This window comes from Acinetobacter sp. YH12241 (assembly GCF_013417535.1).
In the GTDB taxonomy this organism is placed as follows: Bacteria; Pseudomonadota; Gammaproteobacteria; order Pseudomonadales; family Moraxellaceae; genus Acinetobacter.
On record NZ_VPDQ01000004.1, the window covers coordinates 111,578 to 123,545 of the forward strand.

Sequence of the window (11,968 nt, forward strand, 5' to 3'; positions counted from 1 at the left end):
CCCCGCCATGAAAAAGCACCGTCAGGTGCTTTTTTTAGCTCAGGTGTTTTGTACAACGTTTGGACTAGTTAATTACCTAGTCTAAGGTTTATGATCGGCACCCGTACGCTTGCTCAAGCTATAACGCGCATAGCCATTGTAGGCGATATGCAACAGCAAGGCATGTAAGGCAATACTTGCAGCTACCAGAAACGAATTTGGCCCGCGTCCTGTATAAGGCATCCTTCTATAGATTTCCTCCGTCTGTGGATGCAGCCAGATCACTATAAACAAAAAGATAAATCCAAAGGTCATGGCAATAATCGTGGAACCCCAGACCAGTCTGCTTTTCTCTTCCTGGGTGGGTAGTCGGAGTTCTTTTTTCACAAAGTATCGGGCGCTGAGAAAGGCGGAGGCAATCAGGGCAGGAATCAGCAGAATGGCGCCCAGATTGAACACGTAGATGAGTATGCCGACTATTAAGACCAGAGTCAGATAAACGGTGGCAAAATATTTAAGATAGTGCGACATCGTTTTAGCCTCCTTATGCTGAGGTCTCTTCAGGATGGACGATTTTTACGTTGATGTCTACGGTATAAAACCCAGCCCATGATGATCACGACAATCGCAATAATCACATAACTGACCTGACTGAAGATTTTGTGCATCAATTCCTGATTTTCACCAAAATAAAAACCGACACAGGCCAGGAACGTGGTCCAGATAACAGTACCTAGTCCACTATAGAACATGAATTTCCAGAAAGGCATATGGCTCATGCCAGCCGGGATACTGATGAGGGAACGTACTGCCGGAACCATCCGGCCAAAGAATACAATCCGGTGTCCATACTGCTCGAACCATTCCAGAGATTTTTTCACGTCTTCAGATTTGATAAACAAGAATTTTCCATATCGGTCTATGAATCTGAAAATACTGTCGTGGTTAAATTTATAGCCAATCCAATAGAGCAATGCCGCTGCCAATAACGAACCGATACTGCCTGCAATAATGACTCCAACCAGCAGTAATTCTCCTTGAGATGCGGAATAGCCGGCAGAAGGCATAATAATTTCAGAGGGGATCGGGGGAAAGACATTGTCAAGAAACATGAGCAAGGCAATGCCCCAGTAGCCCAGCTGTTCCATGACAGAAATAATCCATTCAGTCAGATTCATAAAATTGGCAAAATAAAAAATACTGCTTGTATCCTAAGCAGTATTTTTAAGAGGGTAAAGTTAAGTTATATAAATGGCCAAGTGTGGATTAACTATGGGTTAAGGTATAAATGTAAACTTTACGTAAGCTGTAAGCCAGGCAAACTGGCAGAGCACTGAGCAGTAAATAGTGTGCTGCTGTAGCCTCAATATGGTAGCCAATAAACAGGGCAAGAATGGCACCAATGATAGTTCCCAAGATCACAATAAACAGATGTGATTCTGCTTCTAGCTCATCTGTCAGTTGGGTAATACGTTCCAGTTTTGTATTTTCTTTAGGTTGGAATCTAACAATATTATCTGGATCCCGAGCAAGTGAATTGGCCATTTTGTTTTCCTTTTCATTTAAAAAATTAATTAATAATGAAAGACTTATGGTAACAAAGTAATGTGATATAAAGACTATCAAGCTTAGCTGTAAAAATATGCTGTTCTTGGTAAGGGATTGGTAAGTTTTTTATTGCAGATGTAATGCTTATGTAAACAAAAAGCCCTCCGAAGAGGGCTTAGATATTTTTAGTTACAAAACTGGAATTAGAGACGTTTACGTTTTGCAGCCAGAATTTGCGATTGACGCATACGGAAACCTTCTTTTTGTTTCTCGGTAGTTTTATCGATGCAGTACACACAAGATACGCCGTGTTCATAACTTGGCAGCGCTGCCTCTTCAGGCGTTAATGGCCAGCCACACGCATGACATTTGGTATTTTGACCTTCTTCCACACCATGTGTAACTGCAGTACGGCCATCAAATACGAAACATTCACCTTCCCAAAGACTTTCTTCAGCTGGAGTTTCTTCTAGGTATTTCAGAATACCGCCTTTCAGGTGATACACCTCTTTAAAGCCTTCCTGAAGCAATAAAGAAGTTGATTTTTCACAACGAATACCACCGGTACAGAACATGGCAATTTTCTTATCCTTGTGCTGTTCCAGGTTCTTTTTCACATATTCAGGGAATTCACGGAAAGTTTCAGTTTTTGGATCGATTGCGCCTTTGAAGGTACCAGCTTTGTACTCGTAATCATTACGGGTATCAACCAGAATCACATCATCACGTGCAATCAGCTCGTTCCATTCTTTAGGATCAAGATAATGGCCAACCAGATCACGTGGCTTAACCGGTACACCTAAAGTCACAATCTCTTTTTTCAGCTTGATCTTCATTTTACGGAATGGTTTGTCAGAGCTATGCGACTCTTTGTATTCCATTTCGTTGAAGCCTTCATCAAGCAGAAACTGATGTACTTTGTCGATGGCTTCACGGTTACCCGCAACAGTCCCGTTAATGCCTTCACCTGCCACAATTAGAGTACCGCAAAGGTTGATGGTTTTTACCAACTCTAAAAGACGTTGTTGCAGACCCGCAGGATCTTGAACTTCTTTGAATTGATAAAGTGCGGCAACAACCCAACCAGTCGTCGCTTGCTGTTCTACAGGTGCAAGCTGTTCTACAGTAGCGTTCATGGAATACTCCAACGTAGCATGATAATTTGAAAGGCGCATATTTTAACGTGATTTGAATGAATAAGCGAGTAAAAGGCCGGGTTTTAACGGACTTCAAATCGATAGGGAGAGCGTGTATAGTCATGCCGACCCAGGATTTTGATGCAATGATGCAGATGCTGGAAGTTGCAGCACAGTTGGAGTAAGTTTTGAGTTCGGATCGTCGTATTGCATCTTTGACCCCTTGCGCAGGGCGTTGCTCAACCGTATTTGGTGATGCGGTCTGTCGTGGTTGCCGCCGTTTTAATCATGAAGTGATTCACTGGAATAGTTATAACGCAGATCAACATACTGCGGTCTGGCAGCGGCTGGATGCACAGCTAGATCAGATTTTGGTCCCGATGCTGCCGATGGCGAATCTGGCCAAAGTGGAAACATTTGTCCTGTCTAAACGGGTGCGTCTACGTGAAGATGCGACTAAAGGTCGTAAGCTTTACCATGCCTTAAAACTCTGTGAAAAGAATCGTCATTTTACTGATGAAAGCGGTTTAGGCATTCATTACAAACAGGTGCGCCCGCTTTGGGATGAATTCGAACGTCGGGTACTGGCACTCGCCAAAGCCAGTTATGACCTGGCTTTTTTACGGGCGGATGGGATCAGTCAGCATTTGATTCATATGCAGGAAGAGGACTAAGTCCTCTTTTTTATTTAGTAAAATCATGATAGCTGAGGAAATGGCATGAATATCAGTGAATATATTCTCTATTGTCTGGCCGTCGTTATCATGATTGCCACACCTGGGCCTGTGATGTTGCTGGTCGCTAGTGCTGGACTGAAAGGTGGCTATAAGCATGCTTTGCAGACCATTTTCGGGACGAATTTTGCTTCTCTGGTATTGATCACCTTATCTATTTTTAGCTTAAAAGGCTTATTGGTCATTAATGAAAACTGGCTGAATGGCATCAAGCTGCTTGGCTGTTTATATATTGCCTGGCTGGGAATCCAGATTTTCCGGGAAGTCTGGCAAGGGCAGGGTTCAACCAGTTCACAAGGCTTGCAGCCAGTACAGGGTGGCTTCCGAACCGGTTTTCTGGTGGGGATCTCCAACCCCAAAGATATTATTTTCTTTGCTGCGTTTTTCCCGCAGTTTATTGGCATCACGCCAAATCTGGATTTAAGTTTGGTTATTCTGACGATCAGCTGGATTGTCCTGGATTTTTTGACCCTGTCATTAGTTTATTTAGGCTTTCAAGGCTTTGCTAAATCCAGGTTGTATCCGTATTTGCTTGGTTTGTGCGGTTTGATTTTATTGGTAGTCGCAGTCTATGGAATATTATCTGTACTCATCTAAAAATATTTATATAAGATAAAAAATCCCGGTCTTAAGCCGGGATTTTTTATCTTTAAATCTTATACTTATACATTGTGCTGCTGGCGGTAACGCACCAGTTCATCAATGGTAATCACGGTCAGCTGATGCGTCTGTGCATAAGACAATACCTGAATGCCAGAAGCCATGGTGCCATCGGGGTTAGTCAGTTCACACAGAACACCGGCAGGTTTCAAGCCAGCTAAACGCGCAAGATCAATCGTACCTTCGGTATGGCCGCGACGGGTCAACACACCACCTTCACGTGCACGTAAAGGGAAGACATGCCCTGGACGGTTCAGGTCACTGGCGACAGCACCGTCTTTAATGGCTGCTTTAATCGTGGTGGTACGGTCTTTGGCAGATACACCAGTCGTCACACCTTCCGCAGCTTCAATGGTGACAGTAAATGCAGTTTTAAACTGGCTAGAGTTATCCTGCACCATAGGTGGCAGTTCTAAATGATTGGCCAGTTCATCAGTCAGACATAGGCACACAATACCGGAACCATCACGAATCATACGAGCCATGGTTTCTACAGTCAAAGTCTCTGCTGCAATGATGAGGTCGGCTTCATTCTCGCGGTCAAAGTCATCCATCACCAGAACAGGTCTGCCTTGGCGGATGTCCTCGAGTGCTTGTTGGATGCGCTGTTCAGCGGGAGCTAAAGCGGAAAAGAAAATTTCGGGTTGAATCAAACTTGACATTGAAACGCTCACGTAAAGTAAAAGTACGATTGAACATTTCAGGACATAGTGAAAATAGGCTTATAGCAAAACAGTTTCATGCCAGGCATAAAACAGGGTGTACTGCTTTCGTCTTCTTTCATCCGGACTATACCGTCGGCTCTGGATTTGCACCAGATCTGCAGATCAATCGAAATTGACCGCTCGTGGGCTGATTTAGGAATAGAGATTTACTACCCTGAAATTACCACCGGTGGGGAATCTCACCCCGCCCTGAAGCGATGTAGGGCCATTATAGTCCTGATTTTTAAAAGATGGGATAGTTTGGCCAGTCACGAATTTGCAGAATTTCAGATAAGCAAAACAGATTATCTGAATTACTACAGTCCTTTAGCAAAAAACTGGAAACATGTTATGTTGCTATTAACAATAGAAATTGATCAATCATTCTGACAATGAAGAAAACCGAGCTGATCCATAATAATCCATTTTCTCCCTTGCTGTTTTGTGATGCAAAGGTTTTGCGTTATCTCAATATTTTGGGCGTTGCGCTGATTGCAGTCAGTTTGCTGTATTTAATGGCTGCGAACTGGTGGATGCTACCGAATCAGGTACAGTTAGCAATTCCAATGCTGGTTTTACTCTGTAGTGCAATAGCCAGCATTTACTTTAATCAGCGGGAATGGATCAGACAGAGTCTGGATACTGTATCTGGCCTGATGCTGGGCTTAAGTCTGGTGGTGATTGGGCAGATCTATCAGACTGGTGCGGATAGTTATCAGTTATTTCTGCTCTGGGCCGTATTGCTGTTGCCGTGGCTATATCGACCAAATATCGGGGTTTTTGCCATGCTTTGTGTGGTCAGTCAGCTGGCATTGTATTTTTACTTTAAGCAAAGTTTCTGGATGATACGGGCAGAAGGATTATATCTACTGACTTTGAATCTACTGACGGCCATCAGCTTTGCCTTTGCCATACGTTATTATTCGTTACTGCGATATCTGTTTATTGCATTCATTATCATGATTTCGATCAGCAGTATGATGCAGTTTACCCATCATTTTCAGCTGATCTATCTGGCTTCTTCAGTTGTTCTACCAGCAGGGGCTGCATTTTATTTTTATCGTAAGCATCAGGCACTAGAAACCATTTTACTGATTGCAGGCTTGGCTGCCAGTTTGAGCCTATGGCTGTTTGAACTGGTGGACGATCAGCTTACCAATTCAGCAGCGGGCTTATTTATCTTGGCAATGCTGATCTTTGGCTGGTTTGCGCTGATCAGTTTTGCCCTAAAGAAAATTTTTCCACAAACCAAATTCTCCGTCATTCCTTTGGCACTTGGTGCATGGATAGCTGGAATTATTCTGGCAGTCTTATTACTGACCTATTGGAAAGCAGTTTCAATTGTTTTAGGTCTCATTTTTATTGGCATCGCTTGGAAATTATTAAGTCAAAAGAATTCCATATTTCTACGTCAGTTTGCCTATTGTCTTTGGGTTTGCGGGCAAGCTGCGGTATTAATTCATACGGAACTGCTCACCGATAGTCTGTTTATAGTGTGGCTGTTGCAATTAATGATGCTGGCTCTGACTGTGATCAAACGGATGCACTGGTTCATTCTAACCTTACAGCTCTTGATAGCTCATGCTTTAGCAATTGTGGTTTTGGCATTAGAGAATTCCTTTAAGCATGATGATATTGTAATCACGCTTGCCCTAAGCTTGAACTATGTCATTTTTATCGGGCTAATTCTAACCGCTAGATATTGGCAGTCCTCAATTTATCAGAAAAGTATTCTGCTCTGGATCATTGCTATGCTGACAGGTTCAGCCGTGGTTCAATCTGTGACTGGATTAGAGCACTGGCAGGGCATCGGGCAGATCAGCCTTGACCACGTTCTGCTGTTTTATGTTCTTCCGAGCTTATTGTTGCTTGGTTTTATCTGGCAAAACTGGCAGCAATTTTATGAAAAATGGCTCTGGCTGATTCCTATATTTGGCATCTTACTCATTCTGTTGGGCTATTTTGAGATTTTTATTATTATGCTGCTTATGGCGTGGGCAGTGGTCTATCAGCAACGACTTATACAGGCACTTACCATTTTATTGCTGATCTTCTGGCTATGGATGCTGTATTACAATCTGGGCTTAAGCTTCCTATTAAAAAGCATCAGTATCTTTGCTTCAGGGATACTGGTCTTGTTGCTGGCCTATATTTTAAAGGGGTCAAAACTACAACATGAGCAAGGAGAGGCAAGATGAAAAAGTTTCTTCCTTTGCATCTGGCTATTTTCAGTATTGCCTTATTTTGTGGATTGATTGCGCAACATGAATGGCATCTTCGAGATAGCCAAAGTATTTATGTGGAGCTGGCACCAGTAGATCCGCGATCAATTCTGCAAGGCGATTATATGGCGCTGAATTATGATCTGCATTTTAGTGCACTAGCAGCGGAGAATAGATCAGAACAATCAGAACCTAAAATCAGTATTCAAGATTTTGAAAACCAGTCCCGTGTACTAAGCTATGTACAGCTTGATGAGCAAAGAAGAGTTGTCAAAACCAGTTTTAATCGAAGTGCGCTGGATCAGCCACGCTCAGCGCGACTAATCCTGAAAAATCCACGGAATACCTTTGAAGGCTTATATCCGGCTGCCAACAGTTTTATGTTCGCTGAGGGACTTGAGCCTTGTTATCGTAATGCTAAATTCGCCGAATTAAAGCTAAAAGAAAATGGAGAAACTTTGTTGGCTGACCTGGTAGATCAAAATCTTAAGTCCTTAAACTGTGAGAACCGAAAAAGCTGGTGGCAGGGGCGTTAGTTTTATTTTAATCAGCCCATAAAAAAGCCCGCGAGAAGCGAGCTTTTGAGAATCTTGTTGAACCAGCTTAGGCAACCTGTACCGGAATGCAATTTGCAGTGTGATTCACAGTGTTATCCGGGTTGGCATAAACCAGACGTGGTTTATGAGCATTGGCTTCGGCTTCAGTGAAATCACCAAATGTTGCGATAATCACGATATCACCAACATCAGCCTGGTGCGCAGCACCACCATTCACAGAAATAATCCCTGAATTATCTTCACCACGAATGGCATAAGTAGTAAAACGCTTACCATTGGTCACGTTCCAGACATGAATTTCTTCGTATTCACGAATGCCAGCTAGATCCATCAAAACGCCATCAATTGCACATGAACCTTCATAGTGTAATTCTGCATGTGTAACAAAAGCGCGATGAATTTTGCATTTTAATAAACGAGATAGCATGGCTAGCGTCCCCTTAGTTGACCTAAGACTTTGATCTTATGGTTGAATCAATTTCTACGACACTGGATAAGTGGGTAGGCTTGCGCATTTTGCGCCTAAATGGCCAGCAAGGCAAGCGGAATTGTCCAGCAATTTATGAATGTTTAGTTCGGTTTATAAGCATTGATTTGATTCATTGCCTGTTGTACTTCACCGTTCACCAGCATTTTGGCGCGAGCAAGTGCATGGGCAATTGCATCGTCCATTAACTCTTGTTCACTGCTTGGTGCTTTACTCAGGACATGACCAGAAACACGGTGTTTAGAACCTGGGTGACCAATACCAATGCGTAGACGATGAAAGTTCGGACCGATATGCGGCACGATATCGCGTAAACCGTTATGTCCACCATGACCACCGCCAGTTTTCAGGCGAATAATGCCTGGATTCATATCCAGTTCATCATGGGCAATCAGGATTGATTCGGGTGCGATATTGTAGAATTTGGCGAAAGGAACAACACTTTTACCGGAAAGGTTCATGAATGTTGTAGGTAGAAGGAGACGGACGTCTTGACCTTCGATATTGCCACGACCGCTGAATCCATTGAATTTAGGGTCTTTTTTAAGGTTAATGCCATATTGATCTGCAAGGCGTTCTACAAACCAGAAGCCTGCATTATGGCGGGTTTGAGCATACTCAGAACCTGGGTTGCCCAAACCTACAATCAGTGAAATATTTGACACTAATCTACACCATTAACACTTATGCGCGTTTGAAGTCAGCGTGCATTGGAGTGTTTTTAGCTGGGTGACGTTGTAACGCTTGGATTTTAACGCTTTCAACTTTACCGTTTACATCAATTTCGATTACTTCTTCGAAGAATGAGTTGCTTTCTAAGAATTTAACAAGCTGACGAAGTTCAAGAGAAACAGCTACAGGAGCAGCTTCGCCACCATAGATGATCGCTGGAACTTTAGCAGCATGACGAAGGCGGCGGCTCGAACCTTTCCCTTGTTGTGCTACTTCACGTGCTTCTGCGTTTAATACGAAGTTTGCCATGATAGACATCCTATTTAAGTTTTAAATGAACCGGACCTGCGACCGATCCGGTGATAGAAAGCCCCGCCAAATGGCAGGGCTTTGGAAATTCAGCGCACTATTATAGATAAGAATCGAACATTGCGCTAATAGATTCTTCGTTGTTGATACGACGAATTGTTTCAGCAACCATGCTTGCAACTGAAACCTGGCGAATCTTGCCAAGAGCTAAAGCTTCTTCTGAAAGAGGGATGGTGTCAGTAACTACCAACTCATCGATCACAGAATTTTTCAGATTTTCAAGTGCTTTACCAGATAATACTGGGTGAGTCGCGTAAGCAACTACTTTGCGGGCACCGAAAGTTTTCAACGCATCAGCAGCTTTACAAAGCGTACCAGCAGTATCCACCATGTCATCAACGATCACACAGTCACGATCTTTCACATCACCAATCAAATGCATCACTTGTGATTCATTCGCTTTTTGACGACGTTTATCGATGATCGCCAGGTCGATATCACCCATCTGTTTCGCAACAGCACGAGCACGAACTACACCACCTACGTCAGGAGAAACAACCATCAGGTTATGATGCTGTTGTTGGCGTAAATCAGCAAGCAGGGCTGGCGTACCGTAGATGTTGTCTACAGGAATATCGAAGAAACCTTGGATCTGGTCAGCGTGAAGGTCAATCATCACCACACGGTCAATACCTACAGTGGTCAGCATATCTGCAACAACTTTTGCAGTAATCGGCACACGGCTTGAACGGGGACGACGGTCTTGACGGGCATAACCGAAGTAAGGAATCACGGCAGTAATACGACCAGCACTTGCACGGCGTAACGCGTCAGCCATAACCAGGATTTCCATCAGGTTATCGTTGGTCGGTGCACAAGTAGGTTGTACGATGAATACGTCTTTACCACGAACATTTTCAGTGATCTCAACAGCGATTTCGCCATCAGAGAACTGGCCTACAGAGGCAGCGCCTAGAGGAATATGTAAGTGACTTACGACTTTTTGAGCGAATTGTGGATGCGCGGTTCCACTAAAAACGACAAGATTGGGCATGAAGCACCCTTGGCGGTTGGTATGTATGGAAGTAGATGGCAGGGGTAGCTGGATTCGAACCAACGAATGCCGGGATCAAAACCCGGTGCCTTACCACTTGGCGATACCCCTAATGCGGCAGAACTTTAATATTTTTGCGGTATTGTGTCAAGGTAAATTAACAGTCTTACAGCAAATGATGTTCTGTCTTTTTTCGAGAAAATGGCAGGGGCGGCTGGATTCGAACCAACGGATGCCGAGATCAAAACCCGGTGCCTTACCACTTGGCGACGCCCCTAGATTTGATGAACTGTAAGATGGCAGGGGTAGCTGGATTCGAACCAACGGATGCCGGGATCAAAACCCGGTGCCTTACCACTTGGCGATACCCCTAATACAGTACATCTACAGGTGAATAATGGCAGGGGTAGCTGGATTCGAACCAACGGATGCCGAGATCAAAACCCGGTGCCTTACCACTTGGCGATACCCCTATTGAACCTTGAAATGATGTAATGGCGATTCTTGTAGACTGTTCACCAAGTAAGATTTACATGGTGCATTCTCAAGAATGTCGGTCACATTCATATCATCAGTTGCTTCGATAAAAACACAAGCACCTGTACCTGTAAGCTTTGCAACACCGAATTGATCGAGATATTGCATTGCCTCATCGACTTCTGGATATAGGCTTCTTGCCACTGGCTCAAAGTTATTTCCGAAATCAGATGGCTTTATCTGATAGGCGCAAAATTTAGAGGGCTTCGTGTCTCTTGTCAACGTTTTTTGTGAAAAAAGCTGTTGAGTGCTGATAAAACAGTCAGGTTTTAACACAATGAACTGTTTTTGATCTAAGTCTATGAATGTTAAGTGTTCACCAATACCTTCAGCCCAGGCATTGCGACCATGAACAAAAATAGGCACATCCGCGCCCAGCTTGACGCCGAGCTCTGCCAGTTGCTCAGAATTTAAGCCACAATGCCATAACTGGTTCAGCACAATCAGGGTCGTTGCTGCATTGGATGAGCCACCACCAAGACCTGCACCCATGGGAATATTCTTCTCTAGTCGAATGATCAGACCAGAAGGCGTTTTGGTATAAGGCTGCAAAATCTGCGCTGCACGATAGATGAGATTCTGTTCCAGATCGACTGAGGACAAACCTTCAATCTGAATCTGCTGATCATCTGTTTGCTCAAACTCTAGCCAGTCACACAAATCTATCAACTGAAAGATACTTTGCAGCTCGTGATAACCATCCGGACGGCGACCGGTGATATGGAGAAACAAATTCAGTTTTGCAGGTGCGGGAACACGAATCATCATAAGCTTGCGTCAGACCAGTTAACGGTTTTGAATCACCATTGTAATACGGTTTTCACCCCCATTCTCAAGTGACTGCTTTAAAATCAAGCGGTTTGGAACAGTTGCCTGCTGGTTATAACTCAGATCTACCGTCCAGCCTTGTTCAATAATCTGGCTGATACGCTGTGAGCTGTCTTTCTGGATCTGGGCAGATTGAGTCGCGGGACGTGCCTGTACCCAATCAACTAAATGACTAATCGGGGCTTGCCAGCCGGTTGCACGTTGCAATAGTTCTTCTGCCGTTGCTGCCTTGATCAGGCCGGTTTTGGCACTATTCAAAGTCACTTGGCCAGGAGTACCTGAAATCTGGGTTTTTCCGGCACCTAAGATACCAGTTAGTTCAATATCAAATTCTTCTTGCTGCTGAACCCAGGTAAAAAAGGCGCTACCGCTTTGCTGAGGTGTACGTACCCCGATTTTACCTTGCAGCTGGAACTGGTTTTCAGCCTGTACCGATGGCGTGACAGGCGCTTTTTGCTGCACCATCTGCTGACAACCACTCATGAATAGGGCAGTAGAAGCAAGGAAACAGCAGCCTAAAGTACTTATGTTGCGCATAAAA

At 43.9% G+C, this 11,968-nt stretch carries 16 protein-coding genes, 4 tRNA genes and 1 riboswitch; of the genes, 5 read left to right on the plus strand and 15 right to left on the minus strand.

The window, feature by feature from the left end; genetic code table 11:
* Nucleotides 1–81: 81 nt before the first annotated feature.
* The 4 genes from FTV18_RS03880 to FTV18_RS03895 form a co-directional block, all read right to left on the minus strand.
* Nucleotides 82–510, minus strand: a complete 429-nt coding sequence (locus FTV18_RS03880; protein WP_166137855.1) for an ABZJ_00895 family protein — start codon at nucleotides 508–510, stop codon at nucleotides 82–84.
* Between the two features lie 29 nt (nucleotides 511–539).
* On the minus strand, nucleotides 540–1,157 hold the full coding sequence (locus tag FTV18_RS03885; protein ID WP_159123451.1) for a DedA family protein: 618 nt from the start codon (nucleotides 1,155–1,157) through the stop codon (nucleotides 540–542).
* Between the two features lie 88 nt (nucleotides 1,158–1,245).
* Entirely contained in the window at nucleotides 1,246–1,524 is a 279-nt protein-coding gene (locus FTV18_RS03890) for an FUSC family protein (RefSeq protein WP_159123452.1), read from the minus strand.
* Nucleotides 1,525–1,730: 206 nt separating this feature from the next.
* Nucleotides 1,731–2,663, minus strand: a complete 933-nt coding sequence (locus FTV18_RS03895; protein WP_159123453.1) for a rhodanese-related sulfurtransferase — start codon at nucleotides 2,661–2,663, stop codon at nucleotides 1,731–1,733.
* Between the two features lie 56 nt (nucleotides 2,664–2,719).
* Between FTV18_RS03895 and FTV18_RS15675 the strand changes: the two genes are divergently transcribed.
* The 3 genes from FTV18_RS15675 to FTV18_RS03905 are packed head-to-tail and all read left to right on the plus strand — an operon-like array spanning nucleotide 2,720 to nucleotide 3,994.
* On the plus strand, nucleotides 2,720–2,848 hold the full coding sequence (locus FTV18_RS15675; protein WP_257218376.1) for a hypothetical protein: 129 nt from the start codon (nucleotides 2,720–2,722) through the stop codon (nucleotides 2,846–2,848).
* 3 nt (nucleotides 2,849–2,851) lie between these two features.
* The gene (locus FTV18_RS03900) at nucleotides 2,852–3,337 is read left to right on the plus strand and encodes a DUF1289 domain-containing protein (RefSeq protein ID WP_179992824.1); all 486 of its coding nucleotides are present in this window, start codon (nucleotides 2,852–2,854) and stop codon (nucleotides 3,335–3,337) included.
* Between the two features lie 45 nt (nucleotides 3,338–3,382).
* On the plus strand, nucleotides 3,383–3,994 hold the full coding sequence (locus FTV18_RS03905; RefSeq protein WP_180010584.1) for a LysE family translocator: 612 nt from the start codon (nucleotides 3,383–3,385) through the stop codon (nucleotides 3,992–3,994).
* A 65-nt stretch (nucleotides 3,995–4,059) separates the two neighbouring features.
* Here the strand turns inward: FTV18_RS03905 and ribB are convergent, their stop codons facing one another.
* Nucleotides 4,060–4,719, minus strand: a complete 660-nt coding sequence (gene ribB, locus FTV18_RS03910) for a 3,4-dihydroxy-2-butanone-4-phosphate synthase (RefSeq protein WP_180010586.1) — start codon at nucleotides 4,717–4,719, stop codon at nucleotides 4,060–4,062.
* A gap of 106 nt (nucleotides 4,720–4,825) precedes the next feature.
* Nucleotides 4,826–4,982: riboswitch (FMN riboswitch) on the minus strand.
* 171 nt (nucleotides 4,983–5,153) lie between these two features.
* On the opposite strand from ribB, the gene FTV18_RS03915 reads away from it, so the two are divergent.
* Together FTV18_RS03915 and FTV18_RS03920 are read left to right on the plus strand one after the other, a co-directional pair.
* The gene (locus tag FTV18_RS03915; RefSeq protein WP_180016897.1) at nucleotides 5,154–6,959 is read left to right on the plus strand and encodes a DUF2157 domain-containing protein; all 1,806 of its coding nucleotides are present in this window, start codon (nucleotides 5,154–5,156) and stop codon (nucleotides 6,957–6,959) included.
* On the plus strand, nucleotides 6,956–7,519 hold the full coding sequence (locus FTV18_RS03920; RefSeq protein WP_159123458.1) for a GDYXXLXY domain-containing protein: 564 nt from the start codon (nucleotides 6,956–6,958) through the stop codon (nucleotides 7,517–7,519). Before FTV18_RS03915 ends, FTV18_RS03920 begins: the two co-directional genes overlap by 4 nt.
* Before the next feature lie 67 nt (nucleotides 7,520–7,586).
* On the opposite strand, the gene panD is transcribed toward FTV18_RS03920, so the two are convergent.
* The 10 genes from panD to lolB all read right to left on the minus strand — a co-directional run bounded on the left by panD (nucleotide 7,587) and on the right by lolB (nucleotide 11,964).
* Nucleotides 7,587–7,967, minus strand: coding sequence for an aspartate 1-decarboxylase (panD, locus tag FTV18_RS03925; RefSeq protein ID WP_004784844.1), 381 nt, complete (start codon nucleotides 7,965–7,967; stop codon nucleotides 7,587–7,589).
* A gap of 143 nt (nucleotides 7,968–8,110) precedes the next feature.
* Nucleotides 8,111–8,692, minus strand: coding sequence for an aminoacyl-tRNA hydrolase (gene pth / locus FTV18_RS03930; protein WP_180010592.1), 582 nt, complete (start codon nucleotides 8,690–8,692; stop codon nucleotides 8,111–8,113).
* Between the two features lie 19 nt (nucleotides 8,693–8,711).
* The gene (gene rplY, locus FTV18_RS03935; protein WP_004784841.1) at nucleotides 8,712–9,008 is read right to left on the minus strand and encodes a 50S ribosomal protein L25; all 297 of its coding nucleotides are present in this window, start codon (nucleotides 9,006–9,008) and stop codon (nucleotides 8,712–8,714) included.
* Between the two features lie 100 nt (nucleotides 9,009–9,108).
* Nucleotides 9,109–10,062: a ribose-phosphate pyrophosphokinase gene (locus FTV18_RS03940; RefSeq protein WP_004784839.1), complete on the minus strand. Its 954-nt coding sequence runs from the start codon at nucleotides 10,060–10,062 to the stop codon at nucleotides 9,109–9,111.
* Between the two features lie 36 nt (nucleotides 10,063–10,098).
* Nucleotides 10,099–10,173: transfer RNA gene (locus FTV18_RS03945), tRNA-Gln, on the minus strand.
* A gap of 91 nt (nucleotides 10,174–10,264) precedes the next feature.
* Nucleotides 10,265–10,339: transfer RNA gene (locus tag FTV18_RS03950), tRNA-Gln, on the minus strand.
* 20 nt (nucleotides 10,340–10,359) lie between these two features.
* Nucleotides 10,360–10,434: transfer RNA gene (locus tag FTV18_RS03955), tRNA-Gln, on the minus strand.
* A 26-nt stretch (nucleotides 10,435–10,460) separates the two neighbouring features.
* Nucleotides 10,461–10,535, minus strand: a tRNA-Gln gene (locus FTV18_RS03960).
* Entirely contained in the window at nucleotides 10,534–11,364 is an 831-nt protein-coding gene (ispE, locus tag FTV18_RS03965) for a 4-(cytidine 5'-diphospho)-2-C-methyl-D-erythritol kinase (protein ID WP_180016911.1), read from the minus strand. Before ispE ends, FTV18_RS03960 begins: the two co-directional genes overlap by 2 nt.
* 21 nt (nucleotides 11,365–11,385) lie before the next feature.
* The gene (gene lolB, locus FTV18_RS03970) at nucleotides 11,386–11,964 is read right to left on the minus strand and encodes a lipoprotein insertase outer membrane protein LolB (RefSeq protein ID WP_159123461.1); all 579 of its coding nucleotides are present in this window, start codon (nucleotides 11,962–11,964) and stop codon (nucleotides 11,386–11,388) included.
* Between the last annotated feature and the right edge of the window lie 4 nt (nucleotides 11,965–11,968).